This window comes from Oceanobacillus sp. FSL K6-0127, from assembly GCF_037983385.1.
Lineage (GTDB): Bacteria > Bacillota > Bacilli > Bacillales > Amphibacillaceae > Oceanobacillus > Oceanobacillus profundus.
This window is the reverse complement of the sequence record NZ_CP150287.1, coordinates 1446253-1468665: the sequence shown is the minus strand read 5'-3', so window position 1 is coordinate 1468665 and position 22413 is coordinate 1446253. Positions and strand designations below refer to the sequence as shown.

Below are 22413 nucleotides of genomic sequence, written 5' to 3'. Positions count from 1 at the left end.
CCAAAATTCAGTGTAAAAACAAAATTCCCTACCAAAATTTTTCCTTGGAAGGTTTTTTGGTAGGGAACTATATTATTTTTAATACATTTTCTTCATTTTAGCTTAGGACAAATGCCGTTAAATAGGCATTCCCACTCCAAATCAAGTTAGTACCTTACTCCCACTCTACTTTCACGATGCTAGATATAGAGCAATATCATTGATTATAAAGGGTTTTAAAGAAGTATCAATCCATATAAACTGATATAAAAAATTAAAATAATGCAATTTTAATGCAATAAATGCAAATCGCAATTTAGAGTTATCACTATAAAAATTTGATATCTTTTACAAGAGACGTTTCAATTGAAGCGTCCTTTTTTATGGGCAAGTTTAATATCAGTAGCAATAAAAATATAAAACTTTCAAATTTCCTCCCTTCTCTTTTTTAAAGATATATTTCCTTACATTAAAAATGAGTATAGTCATTTTGCTATACAGATGTTTAAACATCTTTTTTAAAATTGTAGTTTTCTATAAAGAAGAAAAGGATATTCCCCTAGCACTTACGGGACTGATATTATTATCTGTTCTTGATAACCTATATTATCTTTAACTTTGTGATTTTTGGCAACTTCTTTTTTAGTAAGTACTCCTTATTCATCAGAACCTTAAGAGTACGGTTATAATAAATTATGAAAATTCCACCAATGAGCTATAATGAGGGTAAAGGGTATGGATAGGAGATTAAAATGAAATTAACAGAACTTACTATATCAAATTACCGAAGTTTTGGAGAAGATCCCGAAGTTATTTCACTTGATAGTTTTACAGCTTTTATTGGACATAATAGTGCAGGAAAAAGTACTATCTTAAACGCATTGAATTGTATGTTTGGTAATGTACGTATAAAAAAAGATGATTTTCACGAATCACCTGAATCAACAGGTATAAATGAAGAAGCATCCCTTTATTTTGAAGCGAAATTTGAATTTTATAATACAGAGGATGGTTCAGACAATTACAGTATCCCTAACTTTTTTGAAAGTTTCACTGTGGAAAATGAAGGGGAATCACCCTTTATCTTAATTAGATTCGATGCAAATTGGAAGCCCGGGAATACTCCCGATGGTTTGATAGAAACTACTCTTTCTTACGTTATTTTTAAAGATACTGAGCGTGAGCTAAAGCCAATGTCAATCCATGATAAATCTAAAATAGATGTAATTTATATTCCAGCTTTTCGAAACCCTTATGAACAGCTAAAAAATGCTTCAGGGACAATTTTATGGAGGTTGCTAAATCAAATAAATTGGAAAGAAGCTGATAAAGTAACAATAACAGATAAGATTGATGAGTTAGATACTACTATTAGCACGCAAGCTGGGATTAATTTATTAGAAAAAACAATTTCTAAACAATGGAAAGCGTACCATAATAGCAATCGTTTTAGTAATGCAACTCTAAAGTTTGGCAGCACGAATTTAGAGCAAATTTTAAAGAAGTTAGAGGTGGAGTTTTCACCGGCTCCCCATCACAAATCATACAAAGTTAATGAATTAGGAGATGGTTTACAATCACTATTTTATTTATCTTTAATTGACTCATTTTTAAAAATAGAACAAAAAGGTATAGAAGATGTTGAGAAAAAGATTGATGTGGATAAAAGAATACTGAATAGTAATCCTCCTGCAATTACTCTTTTACTTGTTGAAGAACCAGAAAATCATGTTAGTCCACATTTGTTGGGAAACGTTTTGAAAAACTTAGTAAGCGTTTCTGAAAATTTAAATTCTCAAGTATTGTTTACCTCACACAGTCCTGCTGTTATAAAGAGAGTCGATCCTGAACTAATCAGACATGTTCGATTAGATATTAATCTTGATTCAAGTATAGTAAATAAAGTTTTATTACCTAATAAAGCTGATGAAGCACATAAGTTTGTTAAAGAGGCAGTAAAAAAATATCCTGAGCTTTATTTTTCATCACTTATAATTTTAGGTGAAGGGGATAGTGAAGAAATATTATTATCTCATTTTCTATCAAAATATTATCCTAATCTTGATTATGAAGGAATATCAATTGTTCCGTTAGGTGGTAGGCACGTTAATCACTTCTGGAGATTATTAAACTCATTAGAGATTCCCTTTATTACATTACTAGATTTGGATAGAGAAAGGTATGGCGGTGGATGGGGTCGTATAAAATATGCTATTGAAGAAAAAATAAAAATAGGTTCGAATATCGGAGAGAAAAAATTGAAAAATGGTGCAGAAATAAAAGACCGACTAGAATGTATGCATAAAAGAGAAATTAATAATAAGGAATTGCAAGCGTGGATTAATTTTCTAGAAACGCATGACATTTATTTTTCTTCTCCTATTGATATAGACTTTTTGATGCTAGAGACTTATAAAAACGCATATGTGTCAACTTTGAACAAGCAAGAGGGCCCTGTTTTGTCTATTGATTCAAAAAATTTAAAAATAAATGAGTTAACTCCTGATCAGAAGAAAGACCAACTTTATTTTGATCGTATAAATAAATCTGTTTCCAACACTTTGAAGGAAAATGGTGGGGATGGAAGTTCTTTTACTCAGAAACAAAGAGAATTAATGATTTGGTATGACTATTTCTTTTTAAGTCGTGGAAAGCCAGTTACTCATATTCTTGCACTTCAAAATATAGAAACTCAAGAAGATATTCCAGAAATATTTAAACGAATAGCAGAAAAGGCCCAACAAAAATTGGGAGGTGAATAATGTTGAGTCCAATAAGCTTGTGGCAACCTACAGATGGCTTAACCTTGGAGGAGAATGCACTTCTGTCAATAAAAGATTTAAATAATATACTCATAGTTGCTGGGCCCGGGGCGGGAAAAACTGAATTATTAGCACAAAAAGCCAATTATCTATTAACGACAGGTATTTGTTCTGATCCACAAAAAATTTTAGCAGTTAGTTTTAAAAAAGATGCAGCAGAAAACTTAGCGGAAAGAGTGGAAAAAAGAGTGCCTAAAAATAAAGAACATCTCTTTGTTTCAATGACATTTGACTCTTTTGCTAAAAATATTTTAGACCGTTTTCTTTTTGCTCTGCCTGCTGAATGGAGACCAAATGGAGATTATGAAGTTGACACTAATTTAAATGGTCTAACACAAGCCTTCGCTGAAATCGGAGTAAATTTAACCACTAAAAAACAGAAATATTTAAAGGAAAATCAACTTATTTCTGAGAGTTTACCAATTGAAAACAATCAATTGATTGAAGTTTGGGGAAAAATGTTAAAAGGAAATAACCAAGGGAAATCCTATTTAACGTTTAAAATGATTTCTAGGTTAGTTATTCTACTTTTAAAATGTAACCCGTATATTTTAAATGCCTTAAGAAAAACTTATGAGTATATTTTTTTAGATGAATTTCAAGATACAACATACCTACAATATGAATTGTTTAATGTTTGCTTTAATGATTCGGAATCACTAATAACTGCTGTTGGAGATGACCGTCAAAAGATTATGACATGGGCAGGAGCAATGGAAAATTCGTTTTTAAAATTTATTGAAGACTATAATGGGTCATCATTTACTTTGTTTATGAATCATCGTTCTGCGCCAAAATTATTAGCAATTCAAGAAGGTCTTAATTTTTACTTAAGTGATGAAAATTTTGCTCCTATTCCTAATGATGCATGGACAGATGATGATGGTCAAGCAGAAATATGGTATTTTAAAAATGAACTTATAGAAGCAACAAAGATAGCGGAAAGAATTAAGGAACTCTTAAATTCGGGTATTGAACCTTCAGATATATGTATTTTAGTAAAGCAATTATCGCAGGACTATGCTGAAATTTTAGTGCCCGTTCTTGAACGCTACAACATCCTTGCCAGAGATGAATCGTTTTATCAAGACTTGCTTACGGAAAAAATTACTCGAATTATAATAAGTACGTTAAGAGCTTGTCTCAACTTAAGGGATGCTGATTCATGGTTAGATGTCATTAATACAAAAATGATGTTTTTAGGCGAAACACGTTATGTTAATTCGAAACAAACAGAAGATATAATTGACGAGACTAAAGACTTTTTGAAAAAAACGGTGAAACAACTTAGATTGGTGAAAGATATTGCAGACTTAAATAATGTTTTTCAGTCAATCATTGCATTTTATGGAGTTGAAAATTTTAGATCAATATTCCCGGAATATGGAAATATTGTTTACTTTGAATCATTAGTAGAAAAAATTCTAGATTCTTTGTTTGATTACTTTTTACAGTCTAAAAATTGGAATTTAGCTATTGATTATTTTGAGGGAAAGAAATCTGTTCCCATTATGACGATTCATAAAAGCAAAGGATTGGAGTATAATACTGTCTTTCTTGTTGGATTAGATGATTCAGCTTTCTGGTCTTATAAAGTTGATCCTAGAGAAACAACTGCTACATTTTTTGTAGCTATATCCCGAGCAAAAGAAAGGCTGTTTTGCACATACTCATATATAAGAAATGATCAAGATTGCTCTAAAAAAATGATAATGCCTTTTTACGAAGTATTGATTGAAAGTAATGTTGTTGCTGAAAAACACTTTTAGAACAAAATATACTTTTAAATGAGAGAAGTTACTCATCATTCTCTTGTCTTTAAAATAAGAGTAAGCATTGATTCACATCCTTTTACTTTCACATTTTTACTATTCAAAACTAGCCTATTTTAGATTTTTTTTGCAAGGATTAATAAATTACCTTTTATAGAATAACGATAAATCAAAGCTCTAAACGGTGTTAATATCATTTTGTAAAGCTACTCACAACTTATTCTACTTTACGATATTACGTATAATATATAGAATCTATTTATTTTAAAGTTTTTCAGAAAAATCAATCCTTATAATGCCAGTAAAAACTTCTAAAAATTTGATATTTAAAACAAGAGACGTTTCAACTGAAGCGTCTTTTTTTTATTTGAAAATTTAATTATTAATAGTTAAAAACACAAGGGCGCCTACTCCCCCTTTTACCATTTCAACATTTACATTTAATGTCATTTAAATTCACCTATAGATGGCGTTTTTTGTTGTTATATTGGAGGTGAAATATGAAATGAATAAAAAGAATTATAACACAAATTTAAAAATTGGTAGCCTTTTTGATGGAATCGGTGTCTTCCCCCTCTCTGCTTCCCGTTTTGGAATTAGTCCAACATGGGCAAGTGAGATTGAAAAAGCACCTATATCTATTACAAAACGACACTTTCCTAACATGATTCATTTTGGAGATATTACTAAAGTAAATGGTGGGGAAATTCCACCTGTTCATATCATTACATTTGGTTCTCCTTGTCAGAACCTATCCAATATTGGTAAACGAGAAGGTCTTACTGGAAGTCAATCCAGTTTATTTTATCATGCAATACGAATTATAGAAGAAATGAGGTGTGCAACGAATGGAACATATCCAGTTATCGCTGTTTGGGAAAACGTCATGGGAGCTTTTTCATCAAATAACAGGCTGGATTTTAAGGCCGTGCTTGAATCGTTCACAAATACCGAAATTCCAATGCCTACTTCTGGAGTCTGGGCAAACGCTGGAATGGTCCGAGGGAATGATGTTGATATCGCTTGGCGATTGTTGGATGCCCAATATTGGGGAAAGCCCACACTCGCTCAAAGAAGAAGACGTATCTTCCTCGTGGCAGATTTTGGAGGAACACGTGCCACAGAAATACTATTTAAAGCCCGCGATTTGCAATCGGTTTTTACGTCTTGCAGAGAGAGCAGGCTGTTCTCCCCCATTACCAGTAGAATATCTACTCAAAAAGCAGGGGGGAAAATACCCATCATCCGACCCTTTCAAGAAAGACGCATGCGAAGTACAGCCAAAGAAAGAAACAAAAAAGGATTTCATGGAAGTTTCGGAAAAACAAACGATCCCTTCCCTACTTTGTTAGCGGGATCAGTCAATAACTTTTCTTTCTGGTATGAAGGGAAAGAAAAAGAAGGCTATATTCGACAACTTACGCCATTAGAATGCGAACGTTTAATGGGTTTACCAGAGGGCTGGACAGCTTTAGGAAACAAAGGTGAAGCGATTAGTGATTATGCTAGATATAAGGCAATTGGAAATGCGATTGCTGTACCATGTGCGGAATATATTATGGCTGGTATTGCTGAAGTTTTATAGATAATTAAAACTAACGTATGACAAATTCTATCTGTCATGCTTTTTTTATTGCCCAAAATAAGGTGGTGTGTGATTTATGTGGAAGAAAATGAAGTAAAAGTGATGGATTGGATTAGCGATCATTTTATTTTGAATAAGATAGAGATTGAAGACTTTCCGTTTTTTCCTCATGGAAAATTGATACGTGATAAAAATGAAGAAACGATGATTGTTTTTTGGTGTGTAATTTATGGACGTGTGGATTATCGACTACAAGAAGCATAGGAGTGATTGACAAATGAAAAAGTATTTTTCCCGTTCCCCTCCCTTCTCCCCTTGCTTACTTATAAAAAAAAAAATTAAAACAAGAAGAGAGGTTTATATAATGGAGTTAAAACATGTAATTCCAAATATGGAAAAAACGTTTGGAAATTTAGAATATGCTGGTGAAGGTAAGGTGGAACAACGTCGTATTAATGGGCGCATGACAACATTATCACGTAGCTACAATCTGTATTCAGATATTCAACGGGCAGATGATATTGAGGTAATCTTGCCACAAGAAGCTGGAGAGAAATTCTTTGAACATGAAGAAAAAGTAAAGTTAGTCAATGCAAAAATTACCGCAGAAGGCTATAAAATTGGTGATCGTGGATTCACAAAATACATTTTACATGCTGACGACATGGTCAAAGCATAAGGAGGAAAAAGCATGAGATTAGCAGAAGGAATTGTGATTGATAAAGAAAAGACATTCGGATTATTAAAATTTTCGTCATTACGCCGTGAAGTGTTTTTACAAAATGAAGATGGGACAGTATCAACAGAAGTAAAGGAACGTACCTATGATTTAAAGTCTCGTGAACAAGGACGCATGATTCAAGTGAGTATCCCTGCTTCTGTTCCATTAAAAGATTTTGATTATAATGCGGAAGTGGAACTGATTAATCCTGTCGCAGATACAGTCGCAAATGCAACTTTTCGTGGTGCGGATGTGGATTGGTATATCAAGGCAGATGACTTGGTTTTAAAGGGGAAAACAGCGTCGCCAGGCACTAACACTCAAAAACCCACTCCACCCAAAGATAAATAATGAAATTTTACCGAAAAAGAGGGAAGCGAATTCGACCAAGTGACGCCTCTCTCTTTTTTCAATTTATCTTCTTTGGATTGTTTGGTGTATGGCTCGTTTTCTTTATCCCTTTTCATGTGAAATTTTTGCTTTCGACAACATGGGAAGTTGATCCATTTCAAACTCACTTTGTGAGTAGGTATGGATTAATGTCACTAATGATTAGTTTGGTCATGGTGGCAATTTGTGCTTTTGTTTATTATCGGTATCGTTACAACCATCTAAAACAGTTGATGCATCGTCAAAAGCTCGCAAAGATGATTTTAGACAATCAGTGGTATGAAACAAAACAAGTGACGAATGAAGGATTTTTCAAAGATGTCACATCTAATAAGGCGAAGGAAAAAATCAGTCATTTTCCAAAGATGTATTATCGATATGAAAAAGGTATGATTCATATTCAAGTAGAAATAACACTTGGCAAATATCAAGAGCCATTGTTAAATTTAGAAAAGAAATTAGAAAGTGGTCTCTACTGTGAATTGGTATCAAAAGAATTACATGATTCCTATGTAGAATACGTTCTTTTTTATGATATGATTGCGAACCGTATTTCGATTGATGAAGTTATTGCGCAAAACGGTAGCTTAAAGCTCATGAAGGCAATGGATTGGGAGTATGATCAGCTGCCACATATGTTGATTGCTGGAGGAACAGGTGGCGGCAAGACATACTTTATTCTTACGTTGATTGAAGCACTGTTAAAAACCAATGCAAAGCTATATATTTTAGATCCGAAAAATGCAGATTTAGCAGATCTAAATACGGTTATGTCTAATGTCTATTATAAAAAGGATGACATGATGGCATGTATTGACCAATTTTATGAAGAAATGATGGCTCGAAGTGAAGAAATGAAACAAATGCATGGATATAAAACAGGGGAAAACTATGCTTATTTGGGCCTAGCTCCTCATTTTCTAGTGTTTGACGAATACGTAGCTTTTATGGAAATGCTTGCGTCTAAAGAAAGTACAGCTGTATTAACGAAACTAAAACAGATTGTCATGTTAGGGCGTCAAGCTGGATTCTTTCTTATTCTTGCTTGTCAGCGGCCAGATGCAAAATATTTAGGCGATGGAATTCGTGATCAATTTAATTTTCGGGTTGCTTTAGGAAGAATGTCCGAACTAGGGTATGGCATGATGTTCGGGAGTGACGTCCAAAAACAATTTTTCCTTAAACAGATCAAAGGACGTGGGTATGTCGATAAAGGGGATAATGTCATTACCGAATTTTACACACCACTTGTGCCAAAGAATCATGACTTTTTAAAAGAGATAGAGAAAATAGCTCCATAAAGGCTGCCCAGTGCGGCGGCGTGCGAAGCGTAAGCCGCTGTGCTGGGCAAAGCCTGCGTGGCGACAGCCACGCTTTACCCCCCGTTTCTAACAGGGGGGTAGAAAAACAATAATAAACTGTTTCAAAAGTCTGAAAACCCTTGCGCATCAAGGGTTCAGGTCATATTACGAAGATGTCAGCTTTTATCCTTTAGTTGACATCTTTTTTCTGTTGGGAGGAATGCATATGAATGAGATGCCTTGGTATCATCAATTAAAAGAAAAACGATTGGCATATGGCGTGTCGCAAAATAAATTAGCGGTACATGTAGGAATTTCAAGGCAATATATTAGTGAGATTGAAACAGGAAAAATGACACCGACTCAAACGTTACAACAGGCGATGTTCGATGTATTACAACAATTTAATCCAGAAGCTCCTTTGGAAATCTTATTTGATTACGTGCGAATACGCTTTTTAACAACGAACCCAAAGCCAGTTATTGAAGAAATCTTACGGTTGAAAATGGAGTACATGATCCATGAAGACTATGCGTTTTATTCTTACATGGAACAATATGTTTTTGGTGATATTGTCGTCATGGTTTCGCCAGATGAAGATAAAGGTTGTTTACTTGAACTGAAAGGAAAAGGATGTCGGCAATTTGAAAATTTTCTACTAGCTCAACAACGAACATGGTTTGATTTCTTTATGGATGTGTTCCGTGTGAATGGTGTATTTAAACGAGTTGATCTTGCGATCAATGATAAGACAGGTATATTGGATATTCCATTTTTGACGAACAAATGTAGAAATGAAGAATGTATTTCTGTGTTTCGTAGCTTTAAAAGTTATCGTTCTGGCGAATTGGTTCATGGAGAAGAAAAACGGGATATGGGAAATACGTTATATATTGGTTCCTTGAAAAGTGATGTGTATTTTTGTGTGTATGAAAAAGATTACGAACAGTATGTAAAACATGGTGCATCACTTGAAGATACAGACATTAAAAATCGTTTTGAAATTCGATTAAAAAATGATCGTGCGTACCATGCGGTTGTTGATCTAATGACGTATGAAGATGCGGGACGAACTGCTTTTTCTATTATTAATCGGTATATTCGATTTGTCGATAAAGACGAGAAAAAACGTCGAAGTAGTTGGCCAATGAATGCGGAGTGGCAGCGTTTTTTAGATTTAGGTGAAAATAGAAAAATTTATTTAACAACAAAACCTGAACCTTACACATTTGATAAAACACTTAGATGGTTGGCTCGACAAGTCGCTCCTACTTGGAAACTGGCAACTAAACTAGATGAAATCAATCAAACGACCGTGATTAAAGATATGTTAGATCAAGCGAAATTAACCAAACGTCATCAACAATTATTGATGCAACAGGCACTTGAAACAGAGGATGTCATTAAATGATAGATTGGATGACTTCCATGAAACTATTAAAATACATTTTTATTACAATCCTAGGTGATATCGTTTTATGGTTTATCGAATGTTTGCGTCAAGTGACAAAATATTAGAACGTGGAAGGAGAAATGTAAGATGAACTTTGGGCAGAATTTGTACAACTGGTTTTTAAGTAATGCACAATCGTTGGTATTAATGGCAATCGTGGTAATTGGTATTTATTTAGGCTTTAAACGTGAGTTTTCTAAACTGATTGGATTTTTGATTGTGGCATTAATTGCGGTGGGATTAGTCTTTAATGCAAGTGGTGTAAAAGATGTTTTATTGAATCTGTTTAATAGAATTATTGGTATTTAATGTTACAATTATAGTAAGTTAGGGAGGGTTTATATGGACAATCCAGCGAAAGAGAAATTAATAAGAATTTATCAAGGAATATCTAATAAGAAGCCTGAGCATTGTTTAAAATTCCATTATGTTTACAATGGGGTGAATGTGAACCTTTATTTTGATTATTTTGATAAGAAAAGTATGTCGTTGAGTTTGATATTGGTAGCGGATAAAGTGTTTTATTTTACACCACTAAATATTCTTAATAAAGGGTTGAATAAAGAATTTTTACCAAAAATGCCATTTGAGATATTAAGCAAAATTTTACAAGATGGGAAGTTAGATGATTTTTATAGAAATATGGAAACTCATATTTTGCAGGATAATCCTCATATTAATTATTATTCAAAAGACAAAATATTTACTAATACACTTAAATTTAAAAAGGGTAATATTGATTTACCTTTTTGGAAAACAGTTAGAAGGATAAGAATGACAGAAAATACACTTATTAATTTGAGTCATAGGGCGGATATATCCATTGAAGTACTTCGAAAAGTACAAAACAACAATCTAACCCTAGTTAGAACAGCGAAGCCAGAAGAAAGACGTGAATTAACAATGATTTTAAGTGAACATAATATTAATTTATAATAGTTTGAGCAAGGCGACCTTCTTTTTAAAAGAAGGCTTTTTTTATGTCTAATTTAATTGAAAGGGTGTGAAAAATCAATGGACATGCAAGTTTATATCGCCAATTTAGGGAAATACAATGAGGGCGAATTGGTTGGCGATGGGTTTACACCACCAATCGATATGGAAGATGTCAAAGAACGTATTGGATTAAATAGTGAATATGAAGAATATGCCATACATGATTACGAATTACCATTTGAGATTGGTGAATACACCCCCATTTCTGAAATCAATCGGTTATGTTCGATGGTTGAAGAATTAGAAGGCTCACCAATTTATCATGAACTATCTGAAATTCAAAGCTACTGGTTTGATAGCTTAGAAGAATTGCTAGAGAATCAAGATGATATTATCTGTTATACAGATTGTGAAGATATGGAAGATGTGGCTCGTTACTATGTTGAAGAAACGGGTATGCTTGGTGAGGTACCTACTAATTTACAGAATTATATCGATTATCAAGCACTTGGAAGAGATTTAGAAATAAACGGGAGTTTTCTCGTTACGTCACATGGTGTATTTGAATATGTTGGATAAGTAAATATAAAAATGCAAAAACAGTCTGTGTATAATATGCAGGCTGTTTTTTTCTTGAAAGGAGAACTTATGAAAAAATTAAAAAGTTATACCCGTATTTGGTCGGTTGAAAAAGTCATTTATGCGATTAATGATTTTCGTTTACCCTTCCCCGTTACCTTTAATCAAATGTCGTGGTTTATACTTTCGCTTCTGCTTGTCATGTTACTTGGGAATCTCCCACCACTCTCATTTATTAATGGAGCGTTATTAAAATATGTGGGAATTCCTGTTGGCTTAACATGGTTTATGAGTCAAAAAACATTTGATGGCAAAAATCCATATAGCTTTCTGAAATCCGTCATCACTTACTTTTCGCGCCCTAAATTAACTTATGCAGGGAAACCAATCAAATTACAACAAGTGAAAATGAAAGAAAATATTACTGCTGTGAGGAGTGAACTGCATGCGTTATCCGATTAAATATATAGAAAATAATCTTGTCTTCAATCATGATGGCGAATGTTTTGCTTATTATGAATTGCTTCCCTACAACTATTCTTTTTTGTCACCAGATGAAAAAATTCAAGTGCATGATCACTTTCGCCAATTGATTGCACAAAATCAAGATGGAAAAATTCATGCCTTACAAATTAGTACAGCTAGTAGTATTCGTTCTGTCCAAGAACGTAGTAAGGATTTAGTTACTGGGAGGTTAAAAGACGTTGCTTATGCACGAATTGATGATCAAACCGAAGCGCTTGTTTCGATGATTGGGGAACATCAAGTAGACTATCGTTTCTTTATTGGTTTTAAACTGCTTTTGAATGAAGAAGAAGTCACCATGAAATCGATGGGAAAATCGATTACAAATTCACTTTCTTCTTTTGTTCGTGATGTGAACCATCATTTGATGGATGATTTTGTTTCGATGCCTCATGATGAAATGAGACGCTTCTCTAAAATGGAGTCTTTGCTGCAAAACAAAATTTCAAGACGTTTCAAAATTCGACCTTTAGAGAAAAATGATTTTGGGTATTTAATCGAACATCTTCATGGTCAATCAGATATTGCTTATGAGAAATATGACTACGTGCTTCCTTTAAAAAAATTAAAGCATAAAACTTTAGTGAAGCGATATGACATTATTAAACCTACACGTTGTTTAATAGAAGAAAATCAGCGTTATTTAAAAATTGAACAAGAAGAACAAACAATATATGTTGCTTATTTTACGATTAATTCGATTGTTGGAGATTTGGAGTTTCCATCGGATGAAATCTTTTATTATCAACAACAACAATTCACTTTCCCCATAGATACATCCATGAATGTGGAAATCGTGACCAATAAAAAAGCATTATCAACCGTACGAAATAAGAAAAAGGAATTAAAAGATTTAGATAATCATGCGTGGGAATCCAACAATGAAACAGGAAGCAATGTGTTAGAAGCGTTGGAACAGGTGAATGAATTAGAAGATGTACTTGATCAAAGTAAAGAATCGATGTATAAGTTAAGTTATGTCATTCGCGTATCTGCTTCTACTTTAGATGAACTGAAACAACGGTGTAATGAAGTGAAAGATTTTTATGACGATTTAAATGTGAAACTTGTTCGCCCATTTGGCGATATGATTGGTTTACACAGTGAATTTATTCCCGCTAGCAAACGGTATATGAATGATTATATTCAATATGTTACATCCGACTTTTTAGCGGGACTTGGGTTTGGTGCAACACAGATGCTGGGAGAAACAGAAGGAATTTATTTTGGTTACAACTTAGATACAGGAAGAAATGTATATCTCAATCCTAGCTTAGCCAGTCAAGGTGTGAAAGGTTCGGTCACAAATGCCTTGGCTTCTGCTTTCTTAGGCTCACTTGGTGGTGGGAAATCATTCTCAAATAACCTACTCGTATATTATGCTGTTCTTTATGGCGGACAAGCTCTTATCGTTGATCCAAAGGCAGAACGTGGCAACTGGAAAGAAATATTGCCTGAAATAGCACATGAAATAAATATAGTTAATTTAACAAGCGATGATTCGAACAAAGGACTACTTGATCCTTTTGTCATTATGAAAAAGAAAAAGGATTCAGAAAGCCTTGCGATTGATATTCTTACCTTTCTTACAGGTATCTCTAGTCGGGATGGTGAGAAATTCCCTGTATTACGACGTGCGATTCGGGCCGTTGGTCAACAGGAAGAACGTGGGTTACTTCTTGTGATTCATGAATTAAGAAGTGATCCTAATCCATTGGCACGTCCTATCGCAGATCATATTGAAAGTTTTACCGATTATGATTTCGCTCACCTTCTGTTTTCAGATGGAACGGTGAAAAATTCGATTAGTTTAGAGAAACAATTTAATATCATTCAAGTCGCTGATTTGGTATTACCCGATGCGGAAACGAGTTTTGAGGAATACACAACAATGGAATTACTTAGTGTTGCGATGCTAATTGTTATTTCTACCTTTGCATTAGACTTTATCCATTCTGACCGAAGTGTATTTAAAATTGTAGATTTAGATGAAGCCTGGTCCTTCCTGCAAGTCGCACAAGGGAAAACACTGTCTAACAAACTAGTAAGAGCTGGACGTGCCATGAATGCCGGTGTATATTTTGTAACGCAAAATGCAGATGATTTAACGGATGAGAAAATAAAAAACAATATCGGTGTGAAGTTTGCCTTTCGTTCTAGGGATATTAATGAAATTAAAAAGACATTGGAGTTTTTTGGCGTCGATAAAGAAGATGAAGGCAATCAAAGGCGACTTCGTGAACTAGAAAACGGGCAATGTTTGATTCAAGATTTATATGGACGTGTTGGGATTATTCAAGTCCATCCTGTTTTTGAAGATTTATTTGATGCATTCGATACTCGGCCACCTGTAAATGAAAAGGAAACGAGGTGACAATGTGAACAAACAAAAACTAAAAAAGATAATTTTAACGGTAGTGCTGATTAGTGCTGCCGTTTTCCTATGTCTTCTATTACTTGGTACTTTTGCGCAAGCTGCGGGATTAGTCGATGATACGGTATCAGAAGATAATTTGTATTCTAAATATGCTCTTGACCATTATCAACTCGATTTTTATGTGGATACAGGTTGGGATTGGCTACCGTGGAACTGGAATGATGGAATTGGGAAACAAGTCATGTATGGGCTCTACACGATTACCAATTTTATCTGGATTATAAGTTTGTATTTGTCTAATGCGACAGGCTATTTAATTCAACAAGCCTATTCACTCGATTTTATTTCACAAACAGCGGATGCCATCGGGAAAAACATGCAAACATTAGCCGGGATTACAGCAAGTGGTTTTAGTAGTTTAGGATTTTATGTTGGGTTCTTGCTTCTATTTATTTTAGTCATTGGGATTTACGTAGCCTATACAGGATTAATGAAACGAGAAACAACGAAAGCGATTCGAGCTATTCTGAACTTTTTGGTCGTGTTTATTTTGTCTGCTTCCTTTATCGCTTACGCACCAACATACATTACAAAAATTAATGACTTTTCAGCAGACATTAGTCAAGCAAGTTTAGATTTAGGCACAAAAATCTTAATGCCTAGCTCTACTAGTCAAGGAAAAGATAGTGTGGATATGATACGGGATAATCTCTTTTCTATTCAAGTCGAGCAGCCTTGGATGCTCTTGCAATTCGATGATTCGGATAAAGAAACGATTGGCGAAGATCGTGTTGATACATTGATTTCCATTAGTCCAGATGCCAATAACGGAAAAGATCGTGAGAATGCGGTGAAAGCAGAAATTGAAGATCATGACAATAAAAATTTAACGATTACGAAGACCACGACACGTTTAGGCATGGTCTTCTTTTTATTTCTATTTAATATTGGAATATCCATTTTCGTGTTTTTATTATCGGGTATTATGATTTTCTCGCAAATTCTATTTATTGTTTATGCGATGTTTTTACCTATTAGTTTTCTATTATCCATGATTCCAACTTTTGAAAACATGGGGAAACAAGCGATTATGAAGTTGTTTAATGTGATTATGCTTCGTGCCGGTATCACGTTAATCATTACTGTTGCTTTTAGTATTTCCTCCATGTTGTACAGCTTAACAACGAGTTATCCATTTTTCTTAATTGCCTTCTTGCAGATTGTCACGTTTGCGGGCATTTACATGAAACTTGGTGACATCATGAGTATGTTTAGCTTACAAAGCAATGACTCACAAAACGTTGGTCGTAAAGTGATGCGTCGTCCTTATCGCATGTTTAATCGTGGTGGTCGCCGCTTACAACGTAATATTACACGTACACTTGCAGGTACAACTGCTGGAGCGACGGCTGGTGCATTAGTTGGTCAATCTAAAAAAACAAAAGGGAGTTCATCCCCCCTTCGTCCATTACAACGGCTCGCTTCATTTCCTAAAAAGAATCGGGAAAAAATGAATGAACAGGCGAAGCCAACTTCATTAAGTCAGAAATTTGGTCAAGTAACGGGGAAAGTACTTGGTGCAAAAAATCAGATTCGGGCAAATGTCAAACACCGAAAAGAACAATTGGTTGACCTACCAACAAGTACTAAATATGCGGTCATGCAAGGAAGAGAACAGTTGAAAAAGCCTGTTCACGACTTTAAAGAAGGTGTATTGCAAGCGAAGGAACAAAGAAAAAAAACAACAAAAGAACGTTCAATGAAGCATCGTCAAACAATTGCAGATAAAAGACGGGCATTGGATAAAAAACGTACACCTTCTCGTGATCAATCTAGTCATACACGACCAGTTACTCAAAGAGAACTGATTGTAGGGAGAATTATACAGCAACAAAAGACATTATCAAACGAACAAGTGATGCATAATCAAATTGAACAGTCGCAGGTACAAAGAAAAAGAACAACTTCTAAAGAACGTCCTCAAATGGAAAATAAGCAAGAAATACGAAAAGTCATAAAGCATGTAGGTAAACCAATCAAAGTGTTGAAGAAAAGACAGCTTCAAAAACGTTCCGTGCCTACGAATAGGAGGGAACGATAATGAAAGTCATGCGATTAAAAATAATGCTCATTACGTATGGAGTAGGCTTTCTACTCCTTTTTGGATTGTTGGTTTTTGTGGCACTTTTCATTTCTAATGAAGATGATTCCTCAGGAGGAAATTACTCTGACATGGATGGCGGTGGAAGTGTTTCTGTGTCAGCAGACGTATTAAAGCACCGGCCAATGGTAGAAAAATATGCGAAAGAATATGGTGTTAGTGAATATGTGTCAACGTTGCTCGCAATTATGGAAGTGGAAAGTGGTGGGAGATTAAAAGATGTGATGCAATCGAGCGAGTCATTGGGGTTACCGCCAAATTCATTAGATACGGAAGCATCTATCCAACAAGGGGTAAGATACTTTACAGACTTAATTCAATCCGCAGAATCTAGAGGGGTAGATGGAAATACGGTCATACAGGCTTATAACTATGGCGGTGGGTTTATTGATTATGTTGCACAAAGAGGAAAAAAATATAGTTTTGACTTAGCACAAAGTTTTGCGAAAAAACATTCAAGTGGAAGTAAAACTTCCTATTCCAATCCGATTGCCATAAAAAAGAATGGGGGTTGGCGATACCTGTATGGCAATATGTTTTATGTCTATCTAGTCAATCAATACTTTCACTCCCCACAATTTGATGGTGACCTTGTGCAAATAGTTATGGATGAAGCATTGAAGTACGAAGGCTATCCTTATGTATTTGGTGGGGATAACCCAAGCACTTCATTTGATTGTAGTGGACTGACACAATGGAGTTATCAAAAGGCTGGAATTAATTTACCTAGAACAGCACAGCAACAATATGACTTTACAGAACATATACCTTTATCGGAAGCAAAACCGGGTGATTTAGTGTTTTTCCATTCAACGTATAACTCTGGAACGTATGTTACTCATGTCGGTATCTATCTTGGAGATAACCAAATGTATAACGCAGGTGATCCAATAGGCTATGCAGACTTAACAACTGCTTACTGGCAAAAACATCTAATTGGAGCTGGCCGAATTAAACAATAGGAAGGGTTGGAAAAGATGAAAAACATATTTAGAAAAAAAGAAAAACAAACAGTGGAAACAAAGTCACCGAAAATCAAAGTAAAAAGTGTTGGCACACGTAAGAAATCCGTCACGATTTTGTGGATTATATTAATCAGTAGCCTTGTCTTTGCGATTTATAAGAACTTTACGGCAATTGATCAGCATACCGTTCATGAAAAAGAAGTCATTGAAACAAAGCTTGTGGACACAAGTGCAATTGAAAGCTTTACGAAAAACTTTGTGAAAGATTACTATACATGGCAAAATAATAAAGAGTCTATTGAACGAAGAGAAGAAAAATTAAGTCTTTATCTAACAGAGGAATTGCAAGCCCTAAATACTGATACAGTAAGAGCAGATATACCTACTAGTTCCAGTGTGAGTAATATTGATATCTGGTCAGTATCACCAGAAAGTGATAATACCTATGGAGTTGTATATTCAGTAGATCAAAAGATTACAGAAGATAAAAATAGCCAAAGGATTCGTTCCTCCTATCGAATCTTACTTCATAAAGATAATGCAGGAAACTTAGTTATTATACAAAACCCTACCTTTTGGAGCATACCGAATAAATCAGATTATGAGCCACAACAACATGAAAGTAATGGTACAGTTGATTCCGATATTGTGCAGGAAGTGACAGAGTTTTTGGAGACATTTTTTACGTTTTACCCCACTGCCACGGATAAAGAACTTGCTTATTATGTGAAAAATAATGCATTACCATCGATTGGTAAGAATTTTTTATTTTCAGAGCTAGTCCATCCAGTATTCCAGGCAGTAGATCATCAAATAAAAGTATGGGTTACTGTTAAATATATTGATGAAACAACAAAGGCCATACAGTTTTCGCAATATATACTCACGTTAGAAAAAGATACTAATTGGATGATTGTCGAGTAAAAATAAATTAGCTCATTTACTGTAGCTTTAGAATAAAGATTTTATCAAAGACAACTCGCAGACCCATAGTTAAATTAGAAGAACCCGTTTTGAAAAAAGATTGATCAAAACGGGTTAACTCTTTTTGAAAAAATGTGCAATTTAGTGTTTGGATTAGGGTGTTGAAATTTTTAGCTTATTAATTCAACGGCAAGAATAATTCAAAGTACGCTTACTTATATTAACCGTTAATCAAATAAGATGCTTTCAATAAACTCAGATTTATTTTCGTATATTTTTTCTATCGATGTCACCTACAACACAAAAGTAGAGTAGGTTATTACCAGCTTTGTCTTCAAGGGCATATGTCTCCCCTTCAGTTCTTATGACAAGAAAGTTTTTAATGCTTATTGCGACTGTTGTTTCATCGTTAGCGGTATGTCCTTTTTCACATCCGGAAATGTCTGCCTTTTCGATAAAGCTACTACTCTTTTTTTCCTCATTTGCCACTGGAAAGCATATTTTAAATATCAACTTAAATCCTTTTTCTTATAAGTGTATCTTTCAATATTCGGATGAAGCCCCTTGTTAGTCATTTACTAATTTCTTACTTCTAAAATCAATTTAATTTTGATTAGCTCTTCGGATTTTATAGTGGGATCCTACTTCTTTTCATTGTTGAGTGGTTCCACAGGGTTTATTTAGAAAACAAGTGATTAACTTAATATATTATTGGTTTTCAAAGTTCATTTAAGTAGTGAGTAATAATTCGTTCCGTTTTTTCAAGAATATATCCGGTCTTAATAGAGCATGTATGGATAAAACTTCAATGCGGCCGAAAGCTTTAATTTTTCTATTTTAATATTTATGTCTTTATTTACATAGCTTGCTTTTATCAATGTTTCAAGCAGTGCCTTCATTAAAATATATTCACCTTCAGTTAGTTCATCTTTTTTGTGTTCAAAGCTACTTGTAAGTGGGCGAATGGCGAAAACTAGCCAAACGTAAGGTTCAGTTTGTTTATCCCGATTTCCACAGTAACTAATTCTAACAACGCTTATACCGCAATAAGAGGTTTTTTTGACCCGCCGACCGTTCTTTCTCATGAGCAAGAAAATATTCCATAATAAATAATAGTAATTCATCTTGTTTGAGAAATAATGTCTAAGTGCTCTGGTAGACATTCCAGCTTCAGATGCAATTCTTCGGATAGATGCTTTTTCAATGCCTTCCGTTTCAATAATTTTCCAAGCTGTTTCAGCAATCATTTTTCTTTTGTGATCATGATCAACTATTTTCGGCATTCAAATCACCTCTTGCTTTTATTTCGCACACTGTGTTATTATCATTTCATCACAGTGTGTGAAATAAATAAGGGGGGATGTTTAAATTCTTGAAATCACTTATTGGAACATTAAAGCGGATGGGCATTATAAAAGTGGTGAAATAGGACCTTCTTGAGCAATTAAATCATTTGTAATGGTACATTAAACTTCCTTTTTAACCGAACAAATTTATTAAATGGTTTTGTAAACAGTTTGGGAGATAAGAAAAGGAATCTTAGAAATGAAACGAAGATAGTCATGGGCAATGCCTACTTTTTTCAGGGAAAGGAGATTGAAATAGATGGATCTTCATTACGAAATTAAAGGAAGAGGAAAGCCAGTTATACTACTTCATAGTGGAGCTATGGATTCACGTGACTGGGAATTCATCACACCACATCTTTCAAAGTCGTTCAAAGTAATCACTCTTGATGTCCGGGGTGCAGGGAAGTCACCTGTTCCGAATGAACCCATTGATTATGTTAAGGATCTTAGAAAACTCTTGGATCATCTTAAAATTAAGAAAGGTACCCTCGTTGGACATTCCCTAGGTGGACAAATTGCAACTGATTTTACTCTGACCTATCCAAAAAGGGTGTCTCAACTGGTATTGGTCGCTCCAGGCCTGTCGGGGTTTAAATTTTCTTCCGAACATGCGGAATTAGAGAGCCGAGTTTCTAAAGCTGCACCAGATGTTGAGAAAATGACTAATATAATATTAAGCGAGCCTTCCTGGAGCGTTTCTTTTGGAAAAGCATACGATTTATTGCGCGAAATGATGATACACAATATTCAAAAAACTTTTGATTGGAAAACATTCGAAACTGTTTCCTCCAATTCAGCGATGGAAAGATTGGGAGAAATTAAAACGAAGACACTTTTTATCATAGGCGAGAAGGACTCAGGAGATCTCTTTAAAATCGCACAATTATATAAGGAAGTTCCCAATATTAACTTTGTGCGTATACCTGGTGCTAATCACATCATCACTTTGACCCACCCTAAGGAAGTTTCCGACCATATCAGTCTTTTTTTGAGGTTACCAGAATGGTAATCAGAAATGACATCTTATCACCATAGACAAATAATTCTAAACCACTTGCGCCAAAACTAGCAAAATCTAAGGTTTTCCATTCACCTGATTCTGTATTTTCATTTAGTATATCTATGATTTTTATATTTTCTTCATTGAAGTTTTTAAAATTTTTATCATACTCAATAAAATAGAGTGCCATGTTACCCCTGTTCCAGTCAATGAATCCATGGGGCTGTCTCCACCTAAAGAATATTGATAACTTATGACACCTTCACGTCTTTATATCAGTTGGTGAGAAATTAAATGACAAAAGTAATGGCTATTCTCAAGCAGCATGACTAGAGCCAGTGGTACCACTGTTTCTTTTTTATACATTAAAAGAGATTAAAGGATTTCCTATTAATAAGGAGTGTTTATGAATGCTCGAAACTATCACGGTTTTCATGCTGTTGGAATAAAGAAAATTATTGAGGAAGCAAATGTAGCTACTATGACGTTATACAAAACCACTTTACATCGAAGGAACAACTAATCGAAAATGATGCTTTTATTAGAAGGGCAACTTCGATGGCAGAAACCGTTGGATCCTAAAAAGCAGAAACATGCCATTCATATGTTGAAATCACTTTTAAAAACATGGGACAAGTAGGTGCAGGTCTATGTAAATATCATATATTGCCAGAAAAGTCAGTCAATTATTAAGGAGGTGAAAATTAAGTCATATTATTACAAAAAGGAAGGTGAGGTTCAAGCGGAAAAAGTTAAAGAATATCGTGTTGTGGATTTAAAATAAAGTTTAACCGTTTTGAAAAAAGTTGCACTACAATAGATTGACTTTTAATTTAAGAGGAGGAACTTTGATGAAAAGAAAAATGATACGTAATCTGTCTTTAGCTTTAATAGCCCTAGTAGGATTTTTCTCTTTAGTTTTTAGTTTTGAAGGTAGAACAAATGCAGCTAGTTTAACATCGAATCCAGATCAGGATCTAAAAGTTGACACAGTAGATGGAATAAAATATACACCAGGTAAACATAAAAAAATTGTTGGAATGGTAGTTGAAGCAACTGATCAAGGAGAAAAGGTACATGGCTTCTCAACTCCAGAAAAATATGAAGCATATCATCAAAAAGTTACAGAGGGATTATCTAGTCAGTCAATAGGTATAATGGCAAGACCAACTTATTTATATGAACATACTTCGGGTCATGGATATGGAAGATCATTAATTGCGTATCCTGGAACTCAGGTCACTTCTCTGAGTACTGCATGGGATAACAGAATATCTGCTGTATCTGTAGCTCCTGGTTCTTGGATTAGGCTCTATCAAAATCGTTATTATGGTGGTCGTTATTTAACTCTTGTAAGTTATCCAAACAAATACTTTACCACCAATTTAACTTCTTGGGGAATGTCTGGTACTACTTCTTGGAACGACCAAGTCTCATCTTATCGAGTTAGATGAGAAAAACGGTAATGTCCACGAAAAAAAGGGAATCTTAAAACAACCATTCAACATTTCTGTGTTTGGATGGTATCACAAACTCACAGTCCTAATTATTGATCTTAGTTCAAAAAACAGGCT

21 protein-coding genes and 1 pseudogene are annotated in these 22413 nt (G+C 34.4%); 19 read left to right on the top strand and 3 right to left on the bottom strand.

Annotated elements, in window-relative coordinates; all coding sequences use genetic code 11:
• Positions 1-731: 731 nt before the first annotated feature.
• The 16 genes from MHH64_RS07315 (at position 732) to MHH64_RS07240 (ending at position 18490) form a co-directional block, all read left to right on the top strand.
• On the top strand, positions 732-2741 hold the full coding sequence (locus MHH64_RS07315; RefSeq protein ID WP_340002965.1) for an AAA family ATPase: 2010 nt from the start codon (positions 732-734) through the stop codon (positions 2739-2741).
• The gene (locus MHH64_RS07310; protein ID WP_340002964.1) at positions 2741-4570 is read left to right on the top strand and encodes an ATP-dependent helicase; all 1830 of its coding nucleotides are present in this window, start codon (positions 2741-2743) and stop codon (positions 4568-4570) included. The genes MHH64_RS07315 and MHH64_RS07310 overlap by 1 nt, the downstream gene beginning before the upstream one ends.
• A gap of 508 nt (positions 4571-5078) precedes the next feature.
• Positions 5079-6158 carry a DNA cytosine methyltransferase gene (locus MHH64_RS07305; protein ID WP_340002963.1) on the top strand — a complete coding sequence of 360 codons (1080 nt, stop codon included), beginning with the start codon at positions 5079-5081 and terminating at the stop codon, positions 6156-6158.
• A gap of 78 nt (positions 6159-6236) precedes the next feature.
• On the top strand, positions 6237-6422 hold the full coding sequence (locus MHH64_RS07300; RefSeq protein WP_340002962.1) for a hypothetical protein: 186 nt from the start codon (positions 6237-6239) through the stop codon (positions 6420-6422).
• A gap of 100 nt (positions 6423-6522) precedes the next feature.
• Positions 6523-6837: a YdcP family protein gene (locus MHH64_RS07295; protein WP_095312475.1), complete on the top strand. Its 315-nt coding sequence runs from the start codon at positions 6523-6525 to the stop codon at positions 6835-6837.
• A 12-nt stretch (positions 6838-6849) separates the two neighbouring features.
• Positions 6850-7230: a YdcP family protein gene (locus tag MHH64_RS07290; RefSeq protein ID WP_340002960.1), complete on the top strand. Its 381-nt coding sequence runs from the start codon at positions 6850-6852 to the stop codon at positions 7228-7230.
• Positions 7230-8570 carry an FtsK/SpoIIIE domain-containing protein gene (locus MHH64_RS07285; protein ID WP_340002959.1) on the top strand — a complete coding sequence of 447 codons (1341 nt, stop codon included), beginning with the start codon at positions 7230-7232 and terminating at the stop codon, positions 8568-8570. The genes MHH64_RS07290 and MHH64_RS07285 overlap by 1 nt, the downstream gene beginning before the upstream one ends.
• A gap of 226 nt (positions 8571-8796) precedes the next feature.
• Positions 8797-9981 carry a MobT family relaxase gene (gene mobT, locus MHH64_RS07280; protein ID WP_340002958.1) on the top strand — a complete coding sequence of 395 codons (1185 nt, stop codon included), beginning with the start codon at positions 8797-8799 and terminating at the stop codon, positions 9979-9981.
• A gap of 129 nt (positions 9982-10110) precedes the next feature.
• Entirely contained in the window at positions 10111-10332 is a 222-nt protein-coding gene (locus tag MHH64_RS07275; RefSeq protein ID WP_235762202.1) for a hypothetical protein, read from the top strand.
• 33 nt (positions 10333-10365) lie between these two features.
• Positions 10366-10959, top strand: coding sequence for a hypothetical protein (locus MHH64_RS07270; RefSeq protein ID WP_340002957.1), 594 nt, complete (start codon positions 10366-10368; stop codon positions 10957-10959).
• Between the two features lie 78 nt (positions 10960-11037).
• Entirely contained in the window at positions 11038-11538 is a 501-nt protein-coding gene (locus MHH64_RS07265) for an antirestriction protein ArdA (protein WP_340002956.1), read from the top strand.
• Positions 11539-11607: 69 nt separating this feature from the next.
• Positions 11608-12000 carry a conjugal transfer protein gene (locus MHH64_RS07260; protein ID WP_340002955.1) on the top strand — a complete coding sequence of 131 codons (393 nt, stop codon included), beginning with the start codon at positions 11608-11610 and terminating at the stop codon, positions 11998-12000.
• Complete coding sequence (locus tag MHH64_RS07255) at positions 11984-14437, top strand: ATP-binding protein (protein ID WP_340002954.1); 2454 nt, start codon at positions 11984-11986, stop codon at positions 14435-14437. Before MHH64_RS07260 ends, MHH64_RS07255 begins: the two co-directional genes overlap by 17 nt.
• Before the next feature lie 4 nt (positions 14438-14441).
• Positions 14442-16541 carry a YtxH domain-containing protein gene (locus MHH64_RS07250; RefSeq protein WP_340002953.1) on the top strand — a complete coding sequence of 700 codons (2100 nt, stop codon included), beginning with the start codon at positions 14442-14444 and terminating at the stop codon, positions 16539-16541.
• Positions 16542-16549: 8 nt separating this feature from the next.
• Complete coding sequence (locus tag MHH64_RS07245) at positions 16550-17563, top strand: bifunctional lytic transglycosylase/C40 family peptidase (RefSeq protein WP_340003265.1); 1014 nt, start codon at positions 16550-16552, stop codon at positions 17561-17563.
• Positions 17564-17578: 15 nt separating this feature from the next.
• On the top strand, positions 17579-18490 hold the full coding sequence (locus MHH64_RS07240; protein ID WP_340002952.1) for a conjugal transfer protein: 912 nt from the start codon (positions 17579-17581) through the stop codon (positions 18488-18490).
• Positions 18491-18751: 261 nt separating this feature from the next.
• Here MHH64_RS07240 and MHH64_RS07235 read toward each other — a convergent pair whose 3' ends face one another.
• Positions 18752-19003: a hypothetical protein gene (locus tag MHH64_RS07235; RefSeq protein ID WP_340002951.1), complete on the bottom strand. Its 252-nt coding sequence runs from the start codon at positions 19001-19003 to the stop codon at positions 18752-18754.
• A gap of 266 nt (positions 19004-19269) precedes the next feature.
• Complete coding sequence (locus tag MHH64_RS07230) at positions 19270-19773, bottom strand: TetR/AcrR family transcriptional regulator (protein ID WP_340002950.1); 504 nt, start codon at positions 19771-19773, stop codon at positions 19270-19272.
• Positions 19774-20095: 322 nt separating this feature from the next.
• Here MHH64_RS07230 and MHH64_RS07225 point away from each other — a divergent pair, with 322 nt between their 5' ends.
• Positions 20096-20848, top strand: a complete 753-nt coding sequence (locus tag MHH64_RS07225; RefSeq protein ID WP_340002949.1) for an alpha/beta hydrolase — start codon at positions 20096-20098, stop codon at positions 20846-20848.
• On the opposite strand, the gene MHH64_RS07220 is transcribed toward MHH64_RS07225, so the two are convergent.
• Entirely contained in the window at positions 20817-21029 is a 213-nt protein-coding gene (locus MHH64_RS07220; protein ID WP_340002948.1) for a hypothetical protein, read from the bottom strand. The genes MHH64_RS07225 and MHH64_RS07220 overlap by 32 nt on opposite strands.
• A gap of 216 nt (positions 21030-21245) precedes the next feature.
• Between MHH64_RS07220 and MHH64_RS07215 the strand changes: the two are divergent.
• Positions 21246-21367, top strand: a pseudogene (locus MHH64_RS07215) (helix-turn-helix domain-containing protein); the annotation flags it as partial.
• A gap of 323 nt (positions 21368-21690) precedes the next feature.
• The gene (locus MHH64_RS07210; RefSeq protein WP_340002947.1) at positions 21691-22293 is read left to right on the top strand and encodes a hypothetical protein; all 603 of its coding nucleotides are present in this window, start codon (positions 21691-21693) and stop codon (positions 22291-22293) included.
• The last annotated feature ends 120 nt before the right edge of the window (positions 22294-22413 follow it).